Source organism: Planococcus sp. A6 (assembly GCF_028823615.1).
In the GTDB taxonomy this organism is placed as follows: Bacteria; Bacillota; Bacilli; order Bacillales_A; family Planococcaceae; genus Planococcus.
In genome coordinates this window covers 1-24,173 of the sequence record NZ_JAPEHT010000048.1, presented here as the reverse complement: position 1 = coordinate 24,173, position 24,173 = coordinate 1, and the positions used below count along the sequence as shown (strand labels likewise).

At 50.7% G+C, this 24,173-nt stretch carries 26 protein-coding genes; 18 read left to right on the top strand and 8 right to left on the bottom strand.

What is annotated here, in order from left to right; all coding sequences use genetic code 11:
• The 3 genes from ON064_RS09045 to ON064_RS09035 form a co-directional block, all read right to left on the bottom strand.
• The coding region (locus ON064_RS09045; protein ID WP_274624490.1) for an ATP-binding cassette domain-containing protein at positions 1-148 on the bottom strand (148 nt) is incomplete at its 3' end.
• Position 149: 1 nt separating this feature from the next.
• Complete coding sequence (locus ON064_RS09040) at positions 150-1,781, bottom strand: ABC transporter permease (RefSeq protein ID WP_274624488.1); 1,632 nt, start codon at positions 1,779-1,781, stop codon at positions 150-152.
• 75 nt (positions 1,782-1,856) lie between these two features.
• Positions 1,857-2,933 carry a Fe(3+) ABC transporter substrate-binding protein gene (locus ON064_RS09035; protein ID WP_274624487.1) on the bottom strand — a complete coding sequence of 359 codons (1,077 nt, stop codon included), beginning with the start codon at positions 2,931-2,933 and terminating at the stop codon, positions 1,857-1,859.
• A 278-nt stretch (positions 2,934-3,211) separates the two neighbouring features.
• Here ON064_RS09035 and ON064_RS09030 point away from each other — a divergent pair, with 278 nt between their 5' ends.
• The 6 genes from ON064_RS09030 to ON064_RS09005 all read left to right on the top strand — a co-directional run bounded on the left by ON064_RS09030 (position 3,212) and on the right by ON064_RS09005 (position 8,623).
• A complete protein-coding gene (locus tag ON064_RS09030) occupies positions 3,212-4,705 on the top strand; it encodes an amidase (protein ID WP_274624486.1) in 1,494 nt (497 codons plus the stop codon).
• Positions 4,706-4,843: 138 nt separating this feature from the next.
• A complete protein-coding gene (locus ON064_RS09025; RefSeq protein WP_274624485.1) occupies positions 4,844-5,488 on the top strand; it encodes a nitrous oxide reductase accessory protein NosL in 645 nt (214 codons plus the stop codon).
• Between the two features lie 36 nt (positions 5,489-5,524).
• A complete protein-coding gene (locus ON064_RS09020) occupies positions 5,525-6,793 on the top strand; it encodes a right-handed parallel beta-helix repeat-containing protein (protein ID WP_274624484.1) in 1,269 nt (422 codons plus the stop codon).
• On the top strand, positions 6,790-7,239 hold the full coding sequence (locus tag ON064_RS09015; RefSeq protein WP_274624483.1) for a nitrous oxide reductase accessory protein NosL: 450 nt from the start codon (positions 6,790-6,792) through the stop codon (positions 7,237-7,239). The genes ON064_RS09020 and ON064_RS09015 overlap by 4 nt, the downstream gene beginning before the upstream one ends.
• Positions 7,236-8,048 (top strand): ABC transporter permease, encoded by an 813-nt coding sequence (locus ON064_RS09010; protein WP_274624482.1) that lies wholly within the window; start codon positions 7,236-7,238, stop codon positions 8,046-8,048. The genes ON064_RS09015 and ON064_RS09010 overlap by 4 nt, the downstream gene beginning before the upstream one ends.
• A complete protein-coding gene (locus tag ON064_RS09005) occupies positions 8,045-8,623 on the top strand; it encodes an ATP-binding cassette domain-containing protein (protein WP_274624481.1) in 579 nt (192 codons plus the stop codon). Before ON064_RS09010 ends, ON064_RS09005 begins: the two co-directional genes overlap by 4 nt.
• Positions 8,624-8,683: 60 nt before the next feature.
• On the opposite strand, the gene ON064_RS09000 is transcribed toward ON064_RS09005, so the two are convergent.
• Complete coding sequence (locus tag ON064_RS09000; protein ID WP_274624480.1) at positions 8,684-9,967, bottom strand: L-lactate MFS transporter; 1,284 nt, start codon at positions 9,965-9,967, stop codon at positions 8,684-8,686.
• 566 nt (positions 9,968-10,533) lie between these two features.
• The gene (locus ON064_RS08995; RefSeq protein ID WP_274624479.1) at positions 10,534-11,463 is read right to left on the bottom strand and encodes a LysR family transcriptional regulator; all 930 of its coding nucleotides are present in this window, start codon (positions 11,461-11,463) and stop codon (positions 10,534-10,536) included.
• A gap of 152 nt (positions 11,464-11,615) precedes the next feature.
• Here ON064_RS08995 and ON064_RS08990 point away from each other — a divergent pair, with 152 nt between their 5' ends.
• The 6 genes from ON064_RS08990 to ON064_RS08965 all read left to right on the top strand — a co-directional run bounded on the left by ON064_RS08990 (position 11,616) and on the right by ON064_RS08965 (position 16,388).
• Positions 11,616-13,220: a gamma-glutamyltransferase family protein gene (locus ON064_RS08990; protein WP_274624478.1), complete on the top strand. Its 1,605-nt coding sequence runs from the start codon at positions 11,616-11,618 to the stop codon at positions 13,218-13,220.
• 32 nt (positions 13,221-13,252) lie between these two features.
• Positions 13,253-13,783, top strand: a complete 531-nt coding sequence (locus tag ON064_RS08985; RefSeq protein WP_274624489.1) for a chromate transporter — start codon at positions 13,253-13,255, stop codon at positions 13,781-13,783.
• Positions 13,780-14,319 carry a chromate transporter gene (locus ON064_RS08980; RefSeq protein ID WP_274624477.1) on the top strand — a complete coding sequence of 180 codons (540 nt, stop codon included), beginning with the start codon at positions 13,780-13,782 and terminating at the stop codon, positions 14,317-14,319. The genes ON064_RS08985 and ON064_RS08980 overlap by 4 nt, the downstream gene beginning before the upstream one ends.
• A gap of 94 nt (positions 14,320-14,413) precedes the next feature.
• A complete protein-coding gene (locus tag ON064_RS08975) occupies positions 14,414-15,094 on the top strand; it encodes a FusB/FusC family EF-G-binding protein (protein ID WP_274624476.1) in 681 nt (226 codons plus the stop codon).
• Positions 15,095-15,106: 12 nt separating this feature from the next.
• Complete coding sequence (locus tag ON064_RS08970) at positions 15,107-15,394, top strand: hypothetical protein (RefSeq protein ID WP_274624475.1); 288 nt, start codon at positions 15,107-15,109, stop codon at positions 15,392-15,394.
• 103 nt (positions 15,395-15,497) lie between these two features.
• On the top strand, positions 15,498-16,388 hold the full coding sequence (locus ON064_RS08965) for a fumarylacetoacetate hydrolase family protein (RefSeq protein ID WP_274624474.1): 891 nt from the start codon (positions 15,498-15,500) through the stop codon (positions 16,386-16,388).
• Positions 16,389-16,414: 26 nt separating this feature from the next.
• Here ON064_RS08965 and ON064_RS08960 read toward each other — a convergent pair whose 3' ends face one another.
• Positions 16,415-17,164, bottom strand: coding sequence for an SDR family NAD(P)-dependent oxidoreductase (locus ON064_RS08960; protein WP_274624473.1), 750 nt, complete (start codon positions 17,162-17,164; stop codon positions 16,415-16,417).
• A gap of 173 nt (positions 17,165-17,337) precedes the next feature.
• Here ON064_RS08960 and ON064_RS08955 point away from each other — a divergent pair, with 173 nt between their 5' ends.
• Positions 17,338-18,594 carry a Y-family DNA polymerase gene (locus ON064_RS08955; RefSeq protein ID WP_274624472.1) on the top strand — a complete coding sequence of 419 codons (1,257 nt, stop codon included), beginning with the start codon at positions 17,338-17,340 and terminating at the stop codon, positions 18,592-18,594.
• A gap of 43 nt (positions 18,595-18,637) precedes the next feature.
• On the opposite strand, the gene ON064_RS08950 is transcribed toward ON064_RS08955, so the two are convergent.
• Positions 18,638-19,813: an FAD-dependent oxidoreductase gene (locus tag ON064_RS08950; RefSeq protein ID WP_274624471.1), complete on the bottom strand. Its 1,176-nt coding sequence runs from the start codon at positions 19,811-19,813 to the stop codon at positions 18,638-18,640.
• A 276-nt stretch (positions 19,814-20,089) separates the two neighbouring features.
• Here ON064_RS08950 and ON064_RS08945 point away from each other — a divergent pair, with 276 nt between their 5' ends.
• The 4 genes from ON064_RS08945 to ON064_RS08930 are packed head-to-tail and all read left to right on the top strand — an operon-like array spanning position 20,090 to position 22,061.
• Positions 20,090-21,211: a GTP-binding protein gene (locus tag ON064_RS08945; RefSeq protein WP_274624470.1), complete on the top strand. Its 1,122-nt coding sequence runs from the start codon at positions 20,090-20,092 to the stop codon at positions 21,209-21,211.
• A 13-nt stretch (positions 21,212-21,224) separates the two neighbouring features.
• Complete coding sequence (rpmG, locus tag ON064_RS08940; RefSeq protein ID WP_058382433.1) at positions 21,225-21,374, top strand: 50S ribosomal protein L33; 150 nt, start codon at positions 21,225-21,227, stop codon at positions 21,372-21,374.
• Positions 21,375-21,413: 39 nt separating this feature from the next.
• Entirely contained in the window at positions 21,414-21,683 is a 270-nt protein-coding gene (gene rpsN, locus ON064_RS08935) for a 30S ribosomal protein S14 (protein WP_274624469.1), read from the top strand.
• 24 nt (positions 21,684-21,707) lie between these two features.
• Positions 21,708-22,061 (top strand): hypothetical protein, encoded by a 354-nt coding sequence (locus ON064_RS08930; protein ID WP_274624468.1) that lies wholly within the window; start codon positions 21,708-21,710, stop codon positions 22,059-22,061.
• A 112-nt stretch (positions 22,062-22,173) separates the two neighbouring features.
• On the opposite strand, the gene ON064_RS08925 is transcribed toward ON064_RS08930, so the two are convergent.
• On the bottom strand, positions 22,174-23,361 hold the full coding sequence (locus ON064_RS08925; protein WP_274624467.1) for a M20 family metallopeptidase: 1,188 nt from the start codon (positions 23,359-23,361) through the stop codon (positions 22,174-22,176).
• Between the two features lie 169 nt (positions 23,362-23,530).
• On the opposite strand from ON064_RS08925, the gene ON064_RS08920 reads away from it, so the two are divergent.
• A partial coding sequence (locus ON064_RS08920) for a M20/M25/M40 family metallo-hydrolase (RefSeq protein WP_274624466.1) occupies positions 23,531-24,173 on the top strand: 643 nt, incomplete at its 3' end.

Genomic DNA, 24,173 nt, shown 5'->3' with positions numbered 1-24,173 from the left:
GCAAGCGCAAAATCGTGCTTTTTCCGCTGCCGCTGCGCCCGAGGATCGAAATGACCTCACCTTTTTTTATGTCCAGCGTGAACCGATCAAGTGCAGGGGCCTGTGTATTCGGGTAGGAAAAACTCACATCTTCAATGGCGACAAACATATCAATCCATCTCCTTCTCGAGTATCTTATAGAAAATCACAATGGCCAAGGCGCTAATACCGACAATCAAAAGGGAAGCTTGGGAAGCCTCCATGATTTTTTCATCACTTGCGTACTGGAAAGCTTTTGTTGACAATGTATCAAAATTAAACGGTCTGAGGATCAATGTCAAGGGAATCTCCTTGAGCACATCGATGAAGACCAGGATAAATCCACTGATAATCGCGCCTTTCATCATCGGCACATCGACTTTGAAAAAGGTTTTTGTCGGGCCGGCACCGAGGAGCCTTGAAGCATCCCGGAAGTTCGTGCCGATCTTGTCATAGCCTGTTTCGATCGAATTATAACCGATGGCGAAGAACCGGATGATGTATGCCGCGAGCAGCAGAACGATGCTGACGCTGAGCACCAGCGTGGTCTCGAGGCCGATCGCCGTATAAACGGGAGCGAGGTAGCCGTCGAGTGCGACAAAGGCTGTGACGACTGCAACTGCGATGACCGCTCCCGGAATCGAATAGCCGAGCACCGTCAGTTTCGGCAACAGTTTTGTATACTTGCCTTGCACCATGCGGGCGAAATTTCCGACGATGAGCGCAAAGGTGACAATCAACGTGGCGCTGAGCCCGGCAACAAACACCGAGTTTTGCACGTAGCGCATGAACTCTTCCATCGGGATTGTCCCGAAGGTCAAAATCGTCCAGTCAATCAGCTGAATGACTGGGATGAAGAATCCAAGGCTCAAAATTAGCATGCCGTAGCCTGCCGCCGTAAAGCCTTTCCACCCGCTTAGCGGGATGAGCTGGAGCGGGCGCACTTTCGTCGAGAAATAACTGTATTGCCGCCTGCCGCGAAGCAATTTCTCGATGAGCAGGATGATGATCACAAAGCCCATGAGTGAAGCGGCCAGTTTGATCGACGTATCCAAATCACCAAGGCCGAACCAGCTTTGGAAGATGGCGGTCGTAAAGGTTTGGATGCCGTAATATTTCACGACGCCGTAATCATTCAGAACTTCCAATACAACGAGGCTTGCGCCGGCGATGATGGAAATTCGTGAAATCGGCAGCACCACTTGGAAAAACGTGCGCCAAGGGCCTTTGCCGAGCAAACGCGTGCTTTCGATCAATGATGCCGATTGTTCGGACAAGTAAACTTGCGTAATCGTATAAACATAAGGGTACAAAAACATTGTGTAAATGAAAATCGCCCCGGGCAAGTTCATGATATCGAAATACGCCGGGTCCAGTTCCATTCCAAATCCCTCGCGCAGCGTCGTCTGCACAGCGCCGGTGAAATTCAAGATGCCGTGGTACGTATAAGCACCGATAAACGGCGGGATGGAAAGAGGGAGGATCAACGCCCACTTCAAAAAGCGGCGGAATGGAAAATCGTATTGCGCGATCAGCCAGGCAAGGCTCAGCCCGATGAGAATCGTGAAGAACGCTGTCGCGAGCGTCAGGATCAGTGAGTTGATGACAAACTGACGCAATACGAACTCTTTCATATGTTCCCAATTGTCATTCGAGGGCGTGAAAAACCCGGTGACAATGGTCAAGTTCGGCAGGAACAGCATCAGGATGATGACGACTGCCCCTACAGTCCAGATATTGAAATTGGCCAATCTGCGTTGCAAAATCCAGGCACCTCTTTCCAACTCGCAAGAAATCCCTTGCCGCACTAAACCAGCGGCAAGGGGAGATCATTTAGGTTATTTCCAGCCGACTTCGTTGAACAATAGAATCGCCTTGGCGTTGTTTTCGCCGAGTGCAGACATCGAGATGTCCTGCTCTTTGAAGTCACCCCAAGATTGCAGCAATTCGGATGGTTCCACTGCTTCGTTTACTGGGTATTCATAATTGACAGAAGCGAATGTTTCTTGTGCTTCCGGTGCGGAGAGAAACTCCAGCAATTTGATTGCATTTTCTTGGTTCTTAGCTGATTTTACCACACCAGCGCCGCTGACGTTAACGTGCGTGCCTGTTGTATCCTGGTTCGGGAAGAATACATCGAGGCTTTCAGCGACTTTGACTTCTTCAGGGTCTTCAGAATTCAGCATTTGGCCGAAATAATACGTGTTCATGATGGCCACATCGCCGACGCCCGCTGCGATCGCTTTCGCTTGGTCACGGTCGCCGCCTTCAGGGTCGCGTGCAAAGTTCTCGACCATGCCGGCTGCCCATTCTTTCGCTTCTTCTTCACCGTTCAATTCAATGAAAGAAGCGAGCAAGGATTGGTTATAGATGTTCTCAGAGCTGCGGATCAAGACGCGTCCCGCCCATTCGTCTTCCGTCAAAGCTTCGTAAGTGGAGAGGTCGGCCGGGTCAACTTTCTCTTTATCGTACATGATGACACGTGCGCGTTTTGTCAGGCCATACCACATTTGGTCTTCGTCCTGGAAGTTGGCAGGAATTTGTTCATCCAGCACATCGCTTGAAACCGACTGTAAAATGCCGTCTTCTTTCGCGCGGTGCAGGCGGCCTGCATCAGCTGTCAAAAACAAATCGGCTTGCGTTGCGTCGCCTTCGCGCTTGATGCGCTCTAGAAGCTCATCTGCTTCGCCTTTAATCAAGTTAACCTTGATGCCGGTTTCTTCTTCGAATTTCTTGTAGAGCTCATCGTCCACATCGTAGTGGCGTGCGGTATATAGGTTAACTTCGTTGCTGGCAGTTTCAGTTTCGTCACCGGACGTTTCCGCCGGTTCTTCTTCTGTGCTGTTCGAGCTGCCGCATGCAGCAAGGACGAGAAGCGTGCCGAGCACTAATAGGAATGAAAACAATTTCTTCATGAAAGTCTCTCCTTTGAAATGGTTGATGAATCTGATTCAAATGAAAACGATTCTCATTTACTAGTATAGCTAGCTCCTTATCAAAGTCAACGGTTTTAAAGAAAAACTTAGTTTAAATGTGTCCATTTTCGTTATATTTTAGATAACAAATGGAAGCGCTTAGTTCGAAAGCTTCCCAAAGTCTCATCGAACCCTTGGCTATTTGCCAGTCTCAGGAAATGCTACACTTGAGAATGAGAAACAATGGGACTGATCTAATGGAAACGGGGGCATACGGAATGGATATGAAAACATACTTATCGCTCGATGCGACAGCGCTTGCGGAACTGGTGAAAAAAGGGGAAGTCAGCCCAAGGGAATTGGTGGAACTGAGCTTTCAGCGTCTGGATGAAGTGGAGCCGAAACTTCATGCTTTCACAGCGGAGCGCCATGAGCAGGCCTTGCTGGATGCGGAGAATGGAGGAAGCGGCATTCTCGGCGGTGTGCCGGTTGCCTTGAAGAATATCTCGCAGGCACTCGCGGGACAGCGCTTGAGTGCGGGATCGAAATTGCTGGCAGACTTCCGCCCAGAACGCGATTCTCATTTCGTCGCGCGCTTGAAAGCGGCCGGGCTTATCCCGATCGGCCACACGAATACGCCGGAATTCGGCTTGAAAAATATCTCAGAACCGGAGCTGTTCGGCCCGACGCACAATCCGTGGAATACGGATCATTCACCAGGCGGCTCAAGCGGCGGGGCGGCGGCCGCTGTCGCGTCAGGCATCGTGCCCGTCGCCGGTGCGAGCGACGGTGGCGGCTCGATTCGCATCCCTGCTTCGTTTACCGGATTATTCGGGCTCAAGCCGACACGCGGCAGAACACCTGTGGGACCGGGAGCGGGGCGGCAATGGCAAGGGGCATCGATCGACTTTGCGTTAAGCCGGACGGTGCGGGACAGCGCTGCGTTACTGGACGAATTGCAGATCATCCAACCGGAAGCAGCGTTTCAAACGCCTCTATTTCCAGGGAAATATACGGAACAGCTGGACCGGAAGTTTGGTAAACCCCTGAATATCGCGTTCTCGCTGGAATCGCCAGTTGGCACGCTGGTGTCGGAAGATGCGAAACAAGCCGTGCTGAAGACGGTGCGCTGGCTTGAAGGACAAGGGCATAGAGTTGAAGAACAAGCCCCTGATATCGACGGCATCCAATTGATGCGTGAATATTATTTGATGAACAGCGGGGAAATGGCGCTGCTCCAGAAAAATCTCGAGAAAACATTCGGCCGCCGTTTGACGGAAGACGATATGGAAATCGAGTCCTGGCTGTTGGCGACTGCCGGCAAACGGGTTTCGGCCGCTGATTATTCCGCGAGCCTCGCCGCATGGGACGCAGCCGCTGCGAAAATGGCAGAAATGCACGCGCATTTTGATTTCTACATTACTCCCGCGACAGCGCACCCTGCCCCAGAAATCGGCGAATTGAGCCATTCTAAAGAATCGCGTACGCGCTTATTGCAAGCACTCGACATGGCGCGTGATACTACCGATCAGCAAGAACTCATCTATGCAATGTTCTTGCCGAGCCTCAGTTACACGCCGTTTACGCAGCTGGCGAATTTGACCGGCCAGCCGGCGATGTCCTTGCCGCTTCATGTGACCGAGGCGAACTTGCCGATCGGCGTCCAAGTGATGGCGCAAAAAGGAGAAGAGCATCGCTTGCTCCAATTGGCGAACCAGATTGAACAAAGCGACTTATGGATCGGCCAGCGCGGCAATCCGTTCTTCGCTTGAAACAACTAACGATATCCCAGGCTCCCTGCATGCAGGGAGCCTTTTTGAATGGTTAGCCATCAATCAGTCACCAGGATTTCAAACTTATTTCACAACTGGCGCCTATGCTGAAACCATTGAAAAAGGAGGCATATTCAAATGAAATCATTTTATTTTGCAGTATTGGCCCTCGCAGCCGTGCTCATGCTCGGTGCGTGCGGAAGTGAAGAAACAACCGGAGAGGCGCAGGCATCGCCAACGCAGCCACAAACCACCAACACAATAGAAGAAACGAAAACATCGGCTCATCCGCAACTGGAATCGCCGGATGAAGACACGGTATGCGAATATTGCCAGATGACGGTCTATATTGCGACCCATGAACTCGGGGCTTTCACTGCACAAGGCATCAAAACGGACGGCTCGAATGCATTCTTCGATGATGCCGGCTGCATGCTCAACCAGGAGCGTGTCGATGGGGAGGAAATGGACAAATTCGTCCGCGATTACAATACACTCGAATGGATTCCGCTTGAAGAGGCGGTCATCGTCAAAAGCGGCTTGAAGACCCCGATGAACTACGGTTTTGCGTTCTTCTCGGAATCCTCCGCAGCGGATGCGTTCATTCAAGAACAAGGAGACGCAGAACGGTCGGATCTGGCCGCCCTCGACGCGATGTCTTATGAGCGGCACGAGATGCTCATGGAAAAAATGGGGGATGGCCATGACCACGGCGAATCATCGGAACATATGGAGCAAGGGCATAGCCATGACGGGGACGGCATGAAAGATGGCAAAGAATAAGCCTGGGCATTCATCGCTGCACTGGGGTGAGGTCACATGAAACGGATCGTTCTGCTGTGGACGCTGTTCTTGCTATGGCCGGGAATTGGCTATGCGGAGAGTTTGCAACAAACGATCGATGGATTACCGGCTGGGTCGGAACTGGTGCTCGAACCCGTTGTCTACCATGAAGCGGTCAGCATCACAAAACCATTGACGATCACTGGGGTGCCCGGCACGAACTTTCAAGTAGACGGCGAAAGCCCAGCGATTTCCATTGAAAATACACAAGACGTGCAGATCCGGAATGTCGATATCGAACAAGGCGACACGGCTGTGCTGATCAAAAGTAGTGAAAATATCACTATCGAGGAAATCGAGGTCAGCGAGGCGGGGCAGGCAATGGAAGTGCATGATTCCAAAACACTGACCTTTCGTGAGCTTTTAGTGGAAGGTCCAGCCGGGCATTATTCGGCTAAAGGAAACGGTGTAGCGCTCTATAATAGTGAAGATATTCAAGTATCAGACAGCACCATCCGCCATATGCGGGACGGCATCTACGCAGAAAAAACAACGAATCTGCAGACGAGCGGCAACCGAATTGAAAATAGCCGATACGGCGTCCACCTCATGTACAGCAGGCAAGCGGATCTTTCAAAGAATGAGCTGTCTGAAAATGTAGCGGGTGTCATGCTGATGATGACCGAAGACAGCCGCATCCAGAAAAATACGATTCATGAACATACCTCGCCGAATGCTTCGGGGCTAGTGCTCTACGAGGCGCAAAACATCCAGGTAACCGGAAATGTTATTAGCGCCAATGCACTTGGATTATCGCTCCAGAAAGTGAAAAACTCACAAGTCACGGAAAACAAATTTTACGGAAACCAGATTGGCATGGAATTCATCCGTTCAGCGGAAAACAACACTAGAGGCAACGAATTCACTGGCAATATCGTGCAATTGCGTTCGGACGCTCTTGGCGGAATGCTGGCCGGGAATTATTACGACGATGCCTCCTTGCTCGACCTTGATGAAGACGGCTATGGCGACACATCTTATACAGCGCTGCAGAGCTACGGGCAATGGATGGTGAGAAAACCGGCTTACCAGTATTTCATCGAAGCGCCGGCAGTGGTCCTGTTAAATGAAATGGATCGCCAAATGAACAGCATGGAAAGTGCGGTGTTGATGGATTCCAAACCTTTGGCCAAGCCGCCTTCAGAAGCGAATGGCAATCCGCCCATGTCACTTTGGCGGCTGTTTCTGGGGGCAATGCTCTTGGCGCTTGGTGGCTGGATTTGGAAAAAGGAGAGTACGGCATGAAGAAATGGATTCTGATCGCGATAACAGTGATGGTCCTGTCTGGGTGCGGCGAGACGGATTTCACTCCTCGCGCTATCGAGGCAGAGACGGATATCTGCGCCGTCTGCAATATGAGCATTACACATGAAGAATACGCAGCCCAGCTGATCGAACAGGACGGGGATCATCTGGTATTCGACGATTTAGGCTGCCTGATTGAACATATCAATGAGATGGACCAAGCGGAACTCGGCGCCGCGTTCATCAAAGACGCGCAGACAAATGAATGGCTTAATATCGAACGCGCGGCGTATGTGTACGCTCCGGAGGAATGGACGCCGATGAGCTATCACGTACTGGCTTTCGAAAACACGGATGCGGCGCAGCAATGGCTCGACGGCGGACAGCAAGGCGAGTTATTGGCGCTCGATGACCTTTATGGATTCGATTGGGGGAACCATCATTGAACAGCGGATTCATGAGGCTGGAATGGCGGCAAATGCTGAGAAGCCGCTGGTTGCAGCTGGTCGGGCTGTTATTCGTTTTCGTCTTTGCGGCAGTCATGGCCATCCAGCAACTGGCGATTCCGCCATCTTCCGGGTTCAGCAGGCAGGCTGCAGCGATGTTCAATGTCCAATTGTTTTTGCTGCCTTTATTCTTGTTGACCATTGGCAGCATGAACATCGCAGGCGATGCCGAATCGGGCTGGCTTCACTTATTGAAAACCTATCCGATGAAAATGAGCCGTTATATCGCGGGCAAATATATGGCGTTGACCGGTGCTTTTCTGCTCATCGCGCTATTGTCCATGGGCGCAGTGCTCGCCATTAGTGGCATCGCGGGTGCGCTGTCGGGGATGGGCGTCTACATCGTCACGTCGCTTTTACTGATTTTCATTTTCTCGGCACTTGCTTTAGTGCTCGGGGCGATCGCGAAAAACCGGCTCCATGCGCTTGCCTTGTCGCTCGTCTTTTGGGCATCCTGGCTTCTATTGATCCCATACGCTTTGATGGCTGTCGGCACGGCACTGGCAGGTCATGTCGTCAAAACGCTCATCATCTTCAACATTCATGTGAATCCTGTGGAATGGGTGCGCTTTTGCTTTTTTCTCGCCACCGGAAACGGGGATGCGCTCGGACCGGCGTTTTATGGTTTGACCGGTTTCTATACGGAACCTTTAGGCGTGGCGACGGCCATTGCGTTTACGGCATTATGGATCGTCTTGCCGCTATCGTTTGCGGCGATGGTCTTGAAAAGGAGGAAGCGGCAAGCATGAGGCTGAAAGTCGATAAATTGACGAAAATCTATAAAGGCGGCCAAGGGATACGCGACCTGGAGCTGCAGCTTCAAGAAGGGGAAATCACGGCCTTGACCGGTGCGAACGGCGTGGGGAAAAGCACTTTGCTGCGGCTATTGACGAATGAAGAGTCGCCGACTTCCGGTACGGTCGACTGGTGTGGTGATCGAACAGTCAATTTCATGCCCGATGAACTTCAGTTTCCACCTGAACTGCGCGCAGGCGAAGTCATTCATCTGCTTGCCGGGCTCAAGAAGCTGCCCGTTTCAGAAGAAGAGCGTGTGCTTCGCCGCGTCGGGCTTTATGAAGCACAGGGGCAGAAAGTGAGCCGTTTTTCAAAAGGTATGCGCCAGCGCCTGAACCTCGCGCAATGTCTGCTCGGCCCGGCGAGCCTGCTATTGCTCGATGAACCGACCAATGCGCTCGATGTCGAGTGGATCGCAAAGCTGCAGGACATTTTGCAAGAAGAGCGGGCACTTGGCAAAACCGTTTTATTTACGACTCATCTCGAACCCTTTGCGAAAGAGACAGCCGACAGGATTGTGAACTTGTAATATAGAAGGAAATAGAAAAAGACAGGAAAAGGAATTCCTTTTCCAGGGCTTTCATTCGTTTTAAGAAGAAACGGCTTGCTGGGTCGCTTGGACCTTGTCGTCTTTTTCGTAATTGCGTTCCACGCGGCGGATGTCCATGCGAATCAAGATGGACAAGACGAGCGCAACGGAGATCAATCCGATGAAGATATAGAAGACGGGTACATAACTGTTGGCTGCAGCGTAGACTTGTGAAACGATCGCCGGCCCGATGATGCCGCCGAGAGACCAAGTCGTCAGCAAATAGCCGTGGATGGCGCCAAGCTGTCTTGTGCCGAACATATCGCCGATGAAGGCCGGCAAGTTCGAGAAGCCACCGCCATAGCAGGAAACGATGAGCAAGATGAACACTTGGAAAATGATGACGTTCGTGATGCCCGGAAGCATGACGAAAGCGACGATTTGGATGATGAAGAACATCATGAACACGGTCGGACGCCCGATATAATCGGAAATCGCGGCCCAACCGAGGCGTCCGCCGCCGTTGAAAATGCCCATGATGCCGACAAGTGTCGCGGCACCGGCTGCCGTCAAGCCAACCAACTCCTGAGCCATTGGAGAAGCGACCGAAATAATCATGATGCCGGCGCTCACGTTGATGAGCATCATCGTCCACAGCATCCAGAAGCGGCGTGTTTTCACGGCTTGCCTGGCTGTCAGTTGTGCCAAGTCTTTTTTCATGACTTTTTTGCCGGAAGCAAGGTCCGCTTCCATTCCTTTAGGCATGAAGCCTTCAGGCGGCGGTGCGATATAGGAAGCGCCGAGTGAGATCAAGATGAAATAGCTGATCCCGAGAATATAGAAAGTAGTCGTTACGCCGACAGAAGCAATCAAGCTCGCTGCAACCGGTGCGGTGATGAGTGCACCGGCGCCAAAGCCCATGACGGCCATGCCAGTCGCGAGGCCGCGGCGGTCAGGAAACCATTTAACGAGTGTCGAAATCGGCGCAATATACCCGACACCGAGCCCCATCCCGCTCATGAATCCGTATGTAAGCAAGAACAATACGAGCGAATCGATTTGCGTCGCAAAGCCTGCGCCCGCTTGTCCGAGACCGAACAAGAACGCAGCCACCATGGCGGATTTCCGTGGACCGTTCTTTTCGACGAAGCCGCCGAAGAACGCAGCGGAAATCCCGCCGAGTGCCATCATGATCGTGAAGGCGTAAGTGATTTCTGTTGGAGACCAGCCCATCGTTTCGCTGATGGGTTTCGTATAGACGCTGTAGGCATAAGCCGCTCCGATCGACAATTGGATCGCGATGGCGGATAAAGCAATCAGCCATCTGTTTTTGGTAGTCTTCATTGTGAAATTCCTCCTTTGTGAGTGCAACTGTTCTTTCGAGAATACATGCTTTTCACTATTTCGACAAACTAATTTTCAGAATAGAAAAACTAATCTAATAAAAAAATGATATTGCTATTAATGGGGAGTATAGATTCACGCGCTTAAGGAGCTAAAAATCACTCTTTTTTAATGAAAAAGGAATAAAACAGCTGTTTTAAAGTAAGCGTTTTCAGAAAAGGGCAACTCGGATTGGGAATATATACTCATTTTTCACTGAGGGAGAAGTTTTCTGTTTTAAAGAAGAGATTTTATGTTTAGAAGAGATGAGGAGTGATTGGAATCCAGTGTTCATGCGGTTTTGAGGCTTCTTAGAGAAAGGATTTCAATTATTCTAAAATATTCTGCTTCAGTTATCAATTTCTCTCTTTCGGAAGGAAAAATGCTATTTCAGACAATGTAATTATCGGAACACAAGAAAACCGGAAACGCCTCGGTATATGAGGGGGTTCCGGTCCTTAAATGTAGCGGTTTATCCACTCTTACAGCTGGGGCCCAGTTTAATTAAAGTAAATCGAAAATGCTCCTCACAGTTCCGCCACTCCCTTTTTCGTATGTACCGATACTTTTTCGTCGAGAACGTAAGAGTCGAGAAAGTCCAAGAACAGCTGGGCGGCTTGTGTATGGAAGCTCGCGCGATGTGTGATGTAATGGAAGCGGCTCTTGTTCGGAAAATCGGCCAGCGTGATGGCGCCGATGGATCCGATTTTTGTTTCGCTTTTGACGGTGGATTCCGATAGATAGGAAATGCCGAGGCCGAGCGCGACCGATTCTTTGATGGTTTGGGAGCTGCCGAAGCTCATCACTTTTTTCGGCGCAATACCGAGCTGTGCGAACAGCTTGTCGGTCACATCGCGCGTGCCGGACCCGGGTTCGCGGATGATCCAGGTTTCCGCTTCAAGCAAACGGCGGTCGACCTGTGAATGGCGGATGATCGGATGGTTGGAGCGTGCGATGATGACCATCCCCTCTTCTGTGAACAATTTCGTGTCGACATCGCTGCCGCTCGCTTCCCCCTCGACAATAAAACCGATATCGAGCTCCTGTTTGTGGATTTGCTCGATGATGGTTTTCGAATTGTGAATAGTGATGTTCGGCGTAATGTTTGGGTGGCGCTTGCTGAAGGCGTAGATGATACCCGGTAAAAAGTATTCGCCGAATGTATAGGCTGCACCGATCGACAAAGGCATGGCCGTTGATGGCTCGAGTTCCGTTAGCGCCAGTTTTAATTGATCATATTTTAAAAGAATTTCTTTGGACTGGGCGTACATCACTTGCCCGGCTTCCGTTAATTGGACGTATTTATTGCTGCGTTCGAACAGCCGGACCCCTAATTTATTCTCCAAGGCTTTGATGCTTAAGGAAATCGCGGAAGGTGTCATATGCAATAGTTCGGCTGCGCGCGTAAAGCTTTTTTGTTCAGCGGTCGTAACGAAAATCTCCAGTTTGTGATCCATACATTCACCTCGATGAGTTTTTTTCATTATACTATTAAATATATTTAATTTTACTTATTTGAATAGCTCCCGTAAAATTTGAATAATATGAAAAGTTCATTTCACTCAAGAATGTACCATTGCTTGAGTAATACATAATAGGAGGAATCATAATGGATTACACGAATCACCCTTTCCCAGGAAAACGCCATACGGTCTTTGGCAAAAAAGGCATGGTCGCGACATCGCAGCCGCTTGCCGCACAGACGGGGCTTGAGATCTTGAAAAAAGGCGGCAACGCCATTGATGCCGCGATTGCGACCGCTGCGACCTTAACCGTCGTTGAACCGACTTCCAATGGCATCGGTGGCGATGCGTTCGCGCTCGTATGGGTCAAAGGCGAACTGCACGGGCTGAATGCTTCCGGACCTTCCCCTCAAGAACTAACGATTGATGCGGTGAAAGCGAAAGGGCACGACAAGATGCCAACGCACGGGTTGGTGCCGATTACGGTGCCAGGCGTCCCTTCTGCCTGGGCCGAGCTGTCGAAGCGTTTCGGCAAATTATCGCTTGCGGAAACATTGGAGCCGGCAATCCGCTACGCGGAAGAAGGCTATCCATTGACGCCGATTCTCGGCAAGTACTGGAAAAAAGCGTATGACACCTTCAAAAAGAATTTCACCGCTAAGGAATTTGAAGCGTGGTTCGAAACTTTCGCACCGGCCGGCCGTGCGCCGGAAATCGGCGAAATGTGGAAATCACCAGGACACGCCGATACGCTCCGCAAAATCGGCGAAAGCGATGCAAAAGCCTTTTATGAAGGCGAGCTGGCAGACAAAATCGACAGCTTCATGACTGAACACGGCGGGTTCCTGAAAAAACCAGACTTGGCGGCGTATAAAGCGGAGTGGGTCAAGCCAATCTCAACGAGCTATAAAGGACATGAGGTATGGGAGATTCCACCGAATGGCCAAGGCATGGTCGCGCAAATGGCGCTCAATATCTTCAAGCAGCTGGACGCACCCGTCTGGCAACAAGCCAATACGCTGCATCAGCAAATTGAATCGATGAAACTGGCTTATACAGATGGCCAGGCATTCATTACCGAACAAACGGACATGCCGGTGACGGCTGAACATTTATTATCAGACGATTATGCAGCGAGCCGCGCGAAACAAATCGGCGCAGAAGCAATCGACCCGGTCGCGTACGAGCTGCCAATAGGCGGTACTGTCTACTTGGCTGCGGCCGACGAGGAAGGCAATATGATTTCATATATCCAAAGCAATTATATGGGCTTCGGCTCGGGCATCGTCATTCCGGGAACAGGCATCGGCTTGCAGAACCGCGGCGCGGATTTCTCGCTCGATGACAGCCACCCGAATGCCTTGAAACCCGGCAAGCGGACATTCCACACCATCATCCCAGGATTTTTGACAAAAGCGGGTGAAGCGGTCGGGCCGTTCGGCGTCATGGGCGGCTACATGCAGCCCCAGGGTCATTTCCAAGTAGTCGTAAATACGCTCGATTACCTGTTGAATCCGCAAGCGGCACTGGATATGCCGCGCTGGCAATGGATGGGCGGCAAAAAAGTCACTGTAGAAGCTGAGTTCCCGAACTATTTGGCACAAGAATTGCAGCGCAAAGGGCATCAAGTGGAAGTGATGGCAGATCCGGGAAGCTTCGGGCGCGGCCAGATCATCTGGCGCAATCCCGAAACAGGCGTGCTTGCAGGCGGCACGGAATCCCGGACGGACGGGGCGATTGCTGTTTGGTAAAAGAACAAGGCGTCAAATCGATCGATCTCACCATGGCCTTTTTCCGGGCAGGCATGCTCGGATTCGGCGGCGGCCCGGCAGTCATCCCGATCATGCAGCGTGATGTCGTGGACCGCTACGGTTGGTTGACGGACGAAGAATACGGCGACACGATCGCTTTATCGAATACCATGCCAGGACCGATTGCGACCAAGCTTGCAGGTTATATCGGCTACCGTGTGGCGGGGCTTCGCGGCTGCTTGATCGCACTCGCTGCTTCTATCATCCCGACCGTCGTCCTGATGATTCTCCTGCTCGGCATCCTGCAAAATTATAAAGACGTGCCGTGGGTTGCGAATATGTCGAATGCAGTCGTTCCGGTCGTTGCCGTCATGCTCGGGGTCCTGACCTGGAACTTTATCCAGCAATCCGAGAAGGCGCTCGGCTGGAGCAAAGCCATTCTATTGATTGTGGTTTCCGTCATTTTGCTCGAAGTGCTCAGCATCCACCCGGCCTTTCTCATCGCCGGCTTGATTCTGTTGGTCCTCGTGCCATTCATTAAAAGGACGGTGAAGAGAACATGATTTACTGGCAGATATTCCTGGCGTTTTTCATTCCCGGCATCCTTGGTTACGGGGGCGGGCCGGCATCGATTCCGCTCGTCGAGAAGGAAGTGGTCGACCGCTATGGCTGGATGAACACCCAGGAGTTCAGTGAAGTGCTGGCGCTCGGCAACTCTTTGCCTGGACCGATCGCGACTAAAATGGCGGGCTATGTCGGCTATGCCGAAGGAGGCGTGCTCGGGGCAGTGGTTGGCCTGTTCGGCGCCGTCGCCCCTTCGTTGATTTTGATGATTGCGCTGATGGCGATTCTCTTTAAATACAAAGATTCACGCGAAGTGAAAAACATCTCGAAAGTCGTCAAGCCGGTCATCGCTGTATTGATCGGCGTCATGACACTCGATTTCATCCTGACCTCAGAAGCGTCGCTCGGCGGCATCCAGACCGCAATCCTGATGGTGGCAAGCTACCTGATGCTCGAGAAATGGAAGCTGCATCCCGCATTGGTCATCGGTTTAGCGCTGCTTTACGGCGCTGTCACAGGAATTTTCATAGTTTGACGGAAGGCATCCTGACTTCAGGGTGCCTTTTCTGCGATGACGGACAAAATATGGTAAAATCACAGGAAAGTCATACCTTTCAAGGAGGTTAGCGATGGCTATCATCAAAGAATCGACGGATCGGACGAATGTTTCAGGCCAGCCCGAAGCGTTTATCCGCAACCATCAATATAATTTCATTAAAGAGCAGGCCTTGGCGCTTGTGACGGCACATGCGACAGCGAACGATGCTGAAGTGTTGAGTGTGCTGCGCCATTTAAGCCATGAGAAAGTATTCGCCATGTTCCCTGCGTTAACGGAAGAACAGAAGAATGTATTGCGCCCGCTGACGGCAGTGAAAGACACTAACGCTGCGGAAGAGTTTCTGTCGGGGCTGCGCCCTTACTTGATTCCCTTTCCAACCGTCAACCTCGACAATTTGAAACGTTTGTTTCCAAAAGCAAAAAGGCTGAAAGGGCCGAATCTCGCGGCAATGGATTTTCACGCCTTATCGTATTTGTCCTGGCAGGAAAACACCAACCGCTTTTTGGTGGCCGAACGAAACGGCCGCCTGCAAACCGTGAGCGGCCAGTTCGGCGCGAGCCGCAAGCAGGGCGTCTGCATGATTTGCCATAAACATAGTTCGGTCGGCTTATTCATGGCCAAAACCAAAGGCGCGAATCTCGACAGCTACGTTAAGCACGGCCAGTACATCTGTGCAGATGAAGCGGCGTGCAATGCCCGACTGACGACCGTCGACCGCCTCGAGAAATTCCTGGATCGGCTGGAACGTTAAATGGAGAATGGCATGGATTGGGTATGGTTAATCGGATTGTCATTAGGGGCTATTGGCGCGGTGTATGTATTGCTGAACCAGCAAATCCAGGCATTGGAGGTGCGCATGAAGCATATGTCAAAACGCATTGAACAACTGGAAGCGGAAGTAACATTGGAAGAACCTGCGATCAATGACGAGCTGCGGCGCTTGATCGCTGAAGGACAGGAAATCCGAGCCGTGAAAGCGGCGCGTGTCGCATTCGGCTATTCGCTCCTAGAAGCGAAACAATATATCGATGGATTAAAAGAGAATGATTGAAACCAGCAGGCTTTCCTCTAGAAGGAAAGCCTGTTTTTCTGTCTTTCGGCAGGGTTTCGGCCGGAAGAAACCGAAATAAAGGGAAAGGAAAGGGGGAGGTGTCATGCGCCTCGCAACAATCCAGTGGAACGGCACAGAAGAAGCGGCGCTGGTCATGAAGGACGGCTTTTTGCCATTGCGCAAGCTCAACGAACACACGGCAGAAAACTGGCCGACTGATTTATTTAAGCTGATCGAAACAGGAGAACTTGAGCTATTGAAGAGATGGTTAAGAGAGGAATTCGAACGCATGCCTGAAGGAGCGCTCGAAGCATCGCTCATGCCGTTTTCCGAAGCGGATTACGCGCCTTTATATCGCCATCCGCGAAAAATCTGGGGCATCGGGCTGAATTACGCCGAGCATGCGGCCGATTTGAAGGAAGTATCACCAGACACCGAACCGGCGAGTTTCATGAAACCTGATACGACGATTATCGGGCCGGGAGAGACGATCGAGCTGCCGAAGCAGTCTAACCGGGTGACGGCGGAAGCGGAGCTCGGCATCATTATCGGAACGGAATGCAAACACGTCTCGAGAGAAGATGCATTCGATGTAGTGGCGGGTTTCACGACGATTATCGATATGACCGCTGAAGACATTCTCGAGAAAAATCCGCGCTATTTGACGCGCGCGAAGAGCTTTGACACTTTCTTTAGTTTCGGTCCGGAACTCGTGACGCCTGACGAAGTGGAGGCTGTGCTTGAACTGACGGTGGCGACCGTCAAGAACGGGGAAGTCCACCGGAAAAACAGCGTCTCGAATATGACGTTCCGGCCGCGGGATCTCATTGCGTTTCATTCGGAAGTGATGACGCTATTGCCTGGAGACATCATCTCGACCGGAACGCCGGGGGCAGTCGTCATCCGCGACGGCGATGTGGTCGAATGCCGCATCGATGGATTTAAGACTTTGCACAACCCGGTCGAAGATTTGAAATTGCCAGGCTGTGAATAAATAAAAGACGGACATGCCGTCTTTTTCTATAATGCGGCCATGCCGCCATCCACGCGGTACTGGGCGCCTGAGATAAACGTACTTTCATCGGAAGCGAGGAACAGCACTAGATTGGAGATATCCTCGGATTCGGCGTAGCGGCCAAGCGGAATCGTTTTCGACAAAGTTTTTTCGGTTGTGCCGAGTCCTTCTTCGAGCGAACGCATCATGCGTGAATTGACGGGCGACGGGTGGACCGAATTGACGCGGACTTGATGTCGTGCACTTTCGTAAGCTGCGGCTTTCGTCAAACCGACGACCGCGTGCTTTGATGTGATATACGGGCTGACGTTCGGTGAACCGCTAAGGCCCGACACCGACGACATATTAATGACACTCCCGGAGCCTTGCTTGTACATGATCGGCAGCACATGTTTCATGCCGAGAAAGACGCCGCGCACATTGATGGCGATGACTTGATCGAAATCTTCCACCGTCTGTTCGGTGAGCGGAGCGACACGCCCTTCGATCCCTGCATTGTTGAAAAACACGTCGATCTTGCCGAATGCTTCGACCGCTTTGTCGACATAGTTTTTGACATCTGCTTCTTTGGAAACATCGGCTTGGACAATTTCCACGCCGCCCCCGAGTTCTTGCTTCGTATCTTGGAGCGCTTGTTCAGAAATGTCGACGAGTACGACTTTTGCCCCTTCCTCCAAAAAGCGTTTCGCCGTCACTTTACCGATAGCGCCAGCGCCTCCGGTAATGACGGCCACTTTCCCTTCCAATCTTGCCATTATCCCACTCCTCCCTTGAATTGTTCTTTCCATCTGTGCTCTTTTAGTTTACTGATTATCCCAAATTAGTTCAAAACATTCTGTCTTTTTGGGAGATTCCTCTCTTTTGCCTCTTGCCGCTTTCTATCTTTTCCATTAAAATGAGAACAAACGTTCTGTATAGGAGTGGCGTCATGAGAAAACAAACAGGAAAGCCCCGCTATATCGCCTGTATCGACATGCGCAGCTTTTACGCCAGCTGTTCAGCGGTCGAGCGCGGCCTTGATCCGATGGAAGCGTGCATCGCCATCGTCGGGAACCAGGAGCGAAAAGGCAGCGTCGTGCTCGCAGCCTCGCCGGAAATGAAAAAACGCTTCGGTGTCAGAACCGGTACGCGGCTATTTGAAATCCCGGATCATCCGGATATCCTGCTCATTGAGCCAAGGATGCAGTTTTACTTGGAGATCTCGATGGCGATCACCGAGTTATTCGCCCAGTACGTGCCAAAAGAAGACATCCATGTCTACAGCGTCGATGAGAGTTTCATTGATTTGACCGGCATCATTCATTTGTATGGGACTCCTGAAAAAGCAGCGGTCGACATGCAGGATTCGATCATGCGCCAGTTCGGCTTGCCGTCTGCAGTCGGCATCGGGCCGAATATGCTGCTGGCCAAGCTCGCACTCGACCTCGAAGGCAAGAAAAAAGGGCTCGCGCATTGGACGATGAAAGACGTGCCGAGAAAATTATGGCCGGTTTCACCGCTCAGCAAAATGTGGGGCATCGGCAGCCGAATGGAGCGCAACCTCAATAATATGGGCATATTCACAGTCGGCGACTTGGCGCGGGCGGACGTCAAACGGTTGGAAGACCGCTTCGGCATTATGGGCCATCAACTGCACCAGCACGCGCGCGGCATCGATTACTCGGAACTTGGATCGCTGCTCATCGAAGGGCAGAAAAGTTTCGGCAAAGGCCAAATTCTTTACCGCGACTATGAAACGCGTGAAGACATCCTGACGATTGTGCTGGAAATGTGCGAAGATGTCGCGATGCGTACGCGGGAAGCGCGCATGGCCGGGCGCACGATCCATCTTGGTATGAGCTACAGCAAGACCTCATTCGGCGGCGGGTTCTCTCGATCGCGTTCGATTGACGAAGCGACCAACGACACCTTGAAAATCTACGCCGTGTGCAAAGAACTGTTCCGGGAATTCTACACCGGTCAGCCCGTCCGGCAAATTTCGCTGTCCATCACCAATCTGGAAGACGAAACTTCGATGCAGCTGAGCTTGTTCGAAGCGGATAAATGGCAAAGGCGGCGCCTCGGCGCGGCGATGGATGCGATCAAGCGCAAGCACGGGCCGACCGCAATTTACCGGGGTGTTTCCGGTACAGACGCCGGCACGGCGATTGACCGTACGAAGCTGATCGGCGGGCATAAAAAATGAGAAATTTGGAACGAAGCAAAGCCCTGCCATATTGGCAGGGCTTTTACTGTGCTTGGACGATGCGCGAGGCGGCTTCGCGTGCGCCGGAAATATTGCGTGCAATCGGTCCGACTTCCAGTTCTGCCAGCGGCCCCATGACATATAATCCGGGGCCCCATTGCAACGTGTGCGTGACGACGGGATAGCCGCATTCAGCACATTTCAATCGCTGTTCTTCGATAACAGGCGACAGCCATTCGCGTCCGGGCAGCTGCGGTTGAAAGCCCGTTGCTAGAATGACGGTACCAGTTTGATGGATCAGGGCGCCGTGTTCATCGACTAGCGAAGTAACGCCTTGCTGACGGACGGCTTTGTGCACATGCCCGTCAACAGCCAATTCGGGAAACTGGCGGTGCTGTTTGCGCAATTTTGCATTCAAGTCCCGAGGAATCGAGCCTTTTCGGCGGGCATGCACAATCATTTCGCGTCGGCGTACATACGAGCGTGTTTTCCGGAAAGCTTGTTGGTATTTCGGGCCAAGCCAGCCGGGGTCGCTATCGAAATCATGCACGCGGAACGGATGGCGCTTCAACAGTGTCACTTGCCCCGGGAACTGTTTATGGAGCTTCAAGGTCAAATGAACCGCAGTGATGCCTCCGCCGATAATCGTAAAGGGCGCTTGTGAGGCATCGAACTCCGGCAGTCCCCGGTCGAACACATGAAAGACCGAACCTGCGGATTGCGTCCTTAATTGCTGGGCCCATTCAGGCCAGTGCAATTGCTCACCGGCCCCGATTGCAAGAACGATATTAGTGCCTGAAACCTGTCTCCTGTTTGTTAGCTGAACCTTCCAGCCAGTATCCAGGCGCTTGACGGACTCCACACGGCCTTGGATCCAACTGTCGCGAATTTCCTGCTCGCGCATTAAATGCTCGCAATGTTCATGAAAAAGCAGCAAAGATGGCCGCTTGAATCTTCCGAGAAACGACGCGTTTTCGCTATAAAGGCTGTCTTTAGCATGGTTACTTAAGGAGAAGGGATCTACATCAAGATGATGGACAAAGGGCGAACGCAAAAAAGGCATGGAAATGGCTTCGGTGCAGCGTTTCCAATCGGATAGCGGTTCTGTATGAGGGTCGATGATCGCCATCTCTTCAGGCGTAATGCCTTTTTGTTTCCGTAAAAAAGTGGCCAGCGTCATTCCTTGGATGCCGCCGCCGATAATGATCCATGTATACATGAGCGTTTCTCTCCCAACTGTTGAAAATTAAGTAAGCAAAGCGGTTCCGTAAAAATAGCATTTAGTTTAAAAATAGTAATCGTTACGATTTATTTAACACAGCATACATGCTCGGATAGGAAATGACAAGGGGTTTGGGAAAACGAAAATAAAAGGCACGACTAAAACAATTAAAGGTCGGTTGAAAAAATACTTGCACAAATGATCAAAGCGCTTTAGTATATAAAACGTAATCGTTACGATTTATTGATTGAAACAATAAGGGAGTTAGATAATATGAACAAGCGCATCCCCATTACTGTATTGAGCGGATACCTGGGCGCGGGCAAGACGACGCTATTAAATCATATCTTAACGAATCGCGAAGGCTTGAAAGTCGCAGTCATCGTCAACGACATGAGCGAAGTGAACATCGACAGCGCACTTGTCCAAAACGGCGGCTTTTCCCGAACAGAAGAAAAACTGGTCGAAATGCAAAATGGCTGCATTTGCTGCACGTTGCGCGAAGACTTGATCGTAGAAGTCGAAAAATTGGTGAGCCAGGGCGATATCGATTATATCGTCATCGAATCGTCCGGCATCAGCGAGCCGGTTCCAGTCGCACAGACCTTCAGCTATATGGACGACGCACTTGGGGTGGACCTGTCCGCCATGTGCCGGCTCGACACGATGGTGACGGTCGTCGACGGTCATGGTTTCTGGCATGATTTCGCTTCCGGTGAAACTTTGCTCGACCGAAAAGAAGGGGCGACGGAATCCGATGAACGGGAAATTTCCGATTTGCTTATCGACCAGATCGAGTTTGCGGATGTGATCCTGTTGAACAAAACCGACCAGCTCACAAATGATAAAGCAGACGAGCTGCACGGCGTTCTGCGGGCCTTAAATCCGTCTGCGAATATTCTCCGCACCGAGCGCTCGCAAGTGCCACTCGGTGAAGTGCTCAACACCGGACGTTTTGATTTGGACAAAGCGAGCCAAGGCGCCGGTTGGATCAAAGAACTCAACGAAGAACACGTGCCGGAAACCGAAGAATATGGCATCGCTTCCTTCGTTTACCGTAGCCAAACACCATTTCATCCGGAGCGCTTGTTCCACTGGATCATGGACTGGCCGGTGGAAGTGGTCCGTGCCAAAGGATTTTTGCGCATCGCCACACGTGACGAGACGGCCACGTTATTATCGCAGGCAGGGCCTGCTGTGAGCCTGGAGACAGCCGGAGCGTGGGACGAAACGTACGGCGTGAAAATGACCGAGCTGGTGCTGATCGGCATCAAAATGGACCAACAAGATATCGTTCAATCATTGGATAGCTGCTTGCTGACACAACAAGAAATGGCAGAAGACTGGAGCGGGTTCAATGATCCGCTGCCGCAAACAGCCATGACCCATCAATAAAGGAGGAGTTAGTATGAGAGTGAACATTACACTGGCCTGCACAGAAACGGGCGACCGCAATTACTCGACGACCAAAAACAAGCGCAACAACCCGGAGCGCATCGAATTGAAAAAATATTGCCCGCGCTTGAAAAAAGTGACTTTGCACCGCGAAACCAAGTAATCTAGCAAAAATTATTGCATAATAGAGAGGAGCCTATCGATGGCCAAGAAATCAAAAGTAGCACGTGATAAAAAACAACGTGAAATGGTGGCGCGCTATGCGGAACTCCGCAAAGAACTGAAAGCGCAAGGCGATCACGAAGCATTGGCGAAACTGCCGAAAGATTCGTCGCCGACCCGTTTGAAGAACCGTTGCGAAGTGACTGGACGCCCGCGCGGCTTCATACGCAAATTCGGCATGTCCCGCATCGCATTCCGCGACCTTGCACATAAAGGGCAGATCCCCGGCGTCAAAAAATCAAGTTGGTAAGACAGTGAAAGAGGAGTGGGGGCAATGAACGACGGCATGATTGCCTATTTGCTGAAAAGCGAAGTGGCGAAACTGGGTGAGGAGCAGCGGCAACTGTACCGCTTTATCATAGAACTGGAAGATGCGCTGGCTGAACAAGCGGATACCGTAGAGGAGTTTCGCCGTTTGCTGGTGCTTCATTCGCCATTCGAGCAGGCAGCTTACCGCTTCAACCGCTCGCTCAAGGAAGTCTCCATCATGATGCAACAAATCGAAGCGGAGCTCGGCGATAAAATCGAAGCCCGCCGAGAACGCGCGAAATGGCTCGACTATACAGATCGTTTCGCCGGTGAAGCAGGACGGGAAGACAAGCAGGTTTTTTTATTCGTTAGTGAATGAATTCCCGTATAAAATAATATTTTTATCATAAAAAACGAAATGTCCTCGCTTCGAAAAAGCGGACATTTCGTTTTTTTCTTATTCAATTGATTTATCTTCCGGAGTGTAAGTCTCAAGAAATACTGCCCTTATCAGTTGTTTGAACCGCTTCGGTGCTTTTCCCCCCGATTTCGATGCAGAGTTCCGCTAAGAGTGCGCAACGTTCTGTAAAACGGTCGAATTGGATGTGTTCATGGATTGCGTGAGGGCCGTCTCCAGGTATGCCAAGTCCATCAAGTGTAGGGATACCAAGCGCTGATGTGAAATTCCCGTCACTTCCGCCGCCAGCTTTTGCTTCGGAAACTTCAATTCCAACTCGTTTGCCTGCTTTAACGGCTTTAGCGTAAAGGGGGCTGTTGTTGTTGTTTTTCTCCAACGGCGGCCGGTTTAATTCGCCTTCAATGGAAATTTTTGCACTAGGGTGATAAGTAGTTAAATTTTCGAGCGATTTGATGATTTTATCAGCTTCTTCATAGGAAGTGACACGGAAGTCGATATCAGCTTCAGCATAATCAGACACGACGTTGCTGCTTGTACCTCCTTTTATAGTCCCAACATTCACAGTGGTGCCATTTTCATAATTCGTCAGCTTTTCCAGTTTTATAATATGTTGCGCTAGTTCATGAATGGCACTGACGCCATCTTCATGGTGATTTCCAGCATGGGCACTGACCCCTTTTACTTTTAACGTATACCTACCGACGCCTTTTCTTTCGGTCTTCAATGCGCCTGATCCAGTCACGGGAGGCTCCATCACCAATACGGCATCGCAGGTTTTAGCTACTTGTTCGATAAGCTCCCTCGAGGTTTTGCTGCCGACTTCTTCATCGGATGTAAATAAAAAAACCGGTGAAAAAGGCAGTGTCTCTAAGTTGGATTTTAATGAATGAGTGGCCCAAATAGAAGACAAAAGCCCTGCTTTCATATCGAAAATCCCTGGTCCATGAATATTATTTTCTTTTTCCGTTAATGGGATGGCATCTACTTCCCAGACCGTATCAAAATGGCTAAGGAACAGAACTCTTGGCCCGTCTTGAGGTGAGGTTTGGGAAAATAGCAGATGATCTCCAGCAGTTTTGTTTTCGATAGTTTCTAAGTTCCATCCATCACCTAATCTTTTTAGGAATATTTCCTTTAATTTATCTCCGCAGCGATCGACTAGCTCTTTATTATGGCTAGGGGACTGCGCCTCCACCAATGCTACTAAATCTTTTTTAATTAAATCTTCGTTTTCCTTCAAATATTTTAAATTCTTGTTCAAGTCAACATCTCCTTGTAATTTTAGTTAAATATCATATTAAATAAAGCGGAAGAATTAATCAATGAATTCAGAAAATATTTAATATTCTATTGACTCTGCTTTTTTCGCGCTGTAAAGTTATAAAAAAAGATTACGGCATTTTTCCTAAAATGCGGATGAGGGGGATAATTTGGCGAATAAAATCGAGCAAATAATTGAAGAGAACCGGTATATGTACATAAAATGGCTCACGGATTTTTGTGAAATCCCAAGTGTGGCCGCACAAAAACGAGGTATGACAGAAGCCGTGGATTACTTGGACTCTTTATTTGAGCAAGCGTTAGCAACGTCCCCTGAAAAATTGGAGACTGATGGCTTCCCGGTGGTGTTTGCTGAACTGCCCGGGAAAAGCGATAAAATATTGAGTTTTTACAACCATTACGATGTTCAGCCGGAAGACCCGGTGGAACTTTGGGAGACGCCTGCTTTTCAACCGGATATTCGCGAAGGCAAAATTTTCGCAAGAGGAGTAGCGGACAACAAAGGCAATCTCATCGCTCGTATAGCAGCATTGCATGCAATCAAACAAGCTGGTGAAGAATTGCCGGTCGCTATCAAGTTTATCTTTGAAGGAGAAGAGGAAATAGGCAGTTTACATTTACCGGCATTCGCTAAGAAATACGCTGATAAAATACGCGCCGATGGCAATGTGTGGGAATTCGGCTACCGTGATGCTGACGGAGCGCTGCAAGTGTCACTCGGTGTCAAAGGTATGTTGTATGTGGAACTGAGCGCACAGGGCGCTAACAGCGATTTACACTCGGCGCAAGCGG

Bases quoted from the DNA above. Each gene is read 5' to 3' on its own strand.
- ON064_RS09035 (WP_274624487.1), bottom strand. From the start codon at position 2,933: ATGAAGAAATTGTTTTCATTCCTATTAGTGCTCGGCACGCTTCTCGTC.
- ON064_RS09030 (WP_274624486.1), top strand. From the start codon at position 3,212: ATGGATATGAAAACATACTTATCGCTCGATGCGACAGCGCTTGCGGAA.
- ON064_RS09025 (WP_274624485.1), top strand. From the start codon at position 4,844: ATGAAATCATTTTATTTTGCAGTATTGGCCCTCGCAGCCGTGCTCATG.
- ON064_RS09020 (WP_274624484.1), top strand. From the start codon at position 5,525: ATGAAACGGATCGTTCTGCTGTGGACGCTGTTCTTGCTATGGCCGGGA.
- ON064_RS09015 (WP_274624483.1), top strand. From the start codon at position 6,790: ATGAAGAAATGGATTCTGATCGCGATAACAGTGATGGTCCTGTCTGGG.
- ON064_RS09005 (WP_274624481.1), top strand. From the start codon at position 8,045: ATGAGGCTGAAAGTCGATAAATTGACGAAAATCTATAAAGGCGGCCAA.
- ON064_RS09000 (WP_274624480.1), bottom strand. From the start codon at position 9,967: ATGAAGACTACCAAAAACAGATGGCTGATTGCTTTATCCGCCATCGCG.
- ON064_RS08995 (WP_274624479.1), bottom strand. From the start codon at position 11,463: ATGGATCACAAACTGGAGATTTTCGTTACGACCGCTGAACAAAAAAGC.
- ON064_RS08990 (WP_274624478.1), top strand. From the start codon at position 11,616: ATGGATTACACGAATCACCCTTTCCCAGGAAAACGCCATACGGTCTTT.
- ON064_RS08985 (WP_274624489.1), top strand. From the start codon at position 13,253: ATGGCCTTTTTCCGGGCAGGCATGCTCGGATTCGGCGGCGGCCCGGCA.
- ON064_RS08980 (WP_274624477.1), top strand. From the start codon at position 13,780: ATGATTTACTGGCAGATATTCCTGGCGTTTTTCATTCCCGGCATCCTT.
- ON064_RS08975 (WP_274624476.1), top strand. From the start codon at position 14,414: ATGGCTATCATCAAAGAATCGACGGATCGGACGAATGTTTCAGGCCAG.
- ON064_RS08970 (WP_274624475.1), top strand. From the start codon at position 15,107: ATGGATTGGGTATGGTTAATCGGATTGTCATTAGGGGCTATTGGCGCG.
- ON064_RS08965 (WP_274624474.1), top strand. From the start codon at position 15,498: ATGCGCCTCGCAACAATCCAGTGGAACGGCACAGAAGAAGCGGCGCTG.
- ON064_RS08960 (WP_274624473.1), bottom strand. From the start codon at position 17,164: ATGGCAAGATTGGAAGGGAAAGTGGCCGTCATTACCGGAGGCGCTGGC.
- ON064_RS08955 (WP_274624472.1), top strand. From the start codon at position 17,338: ATGAGAAAACAAACAGGAAAGCCCCGCTATATCGCCTGTATCGACATG.
- ON064_RS08950 (WP_274624471.1), bottom strand. From the start codon at position 19,813: ATGTATACATGGATCATTATCGGCGGCGGCATCCAAGGAATGACGCTG.
- ON064_RS08945 (WP_274624470.1), top strand. From the start codon at position 20,090: ATGAACAAGCGCATCCCCATTACTGTATTGAGCGGATACCTGGGCGCG.
- rpmG (WP_058382433.1), top strand. From the start codon at position 21,225: ATGAGAGTGAACATTACACTGGCCTGCACAGAAACGGGCGACCGCAAT.
- rpsN (WP_274624469.1), top strand. From the start codon at position 21,414: ATGGCCAAGAAATCAAAAGTAGCACGTGATAAAAAACAACGTGAAATG.
- ON064_RS08930 (WP_274624468.1), top strand. From the start codon at position 21,708: ATGAACGACGGCATGATTGCCTATTTGCTGAAAAGCGAAGTGGCGAAA.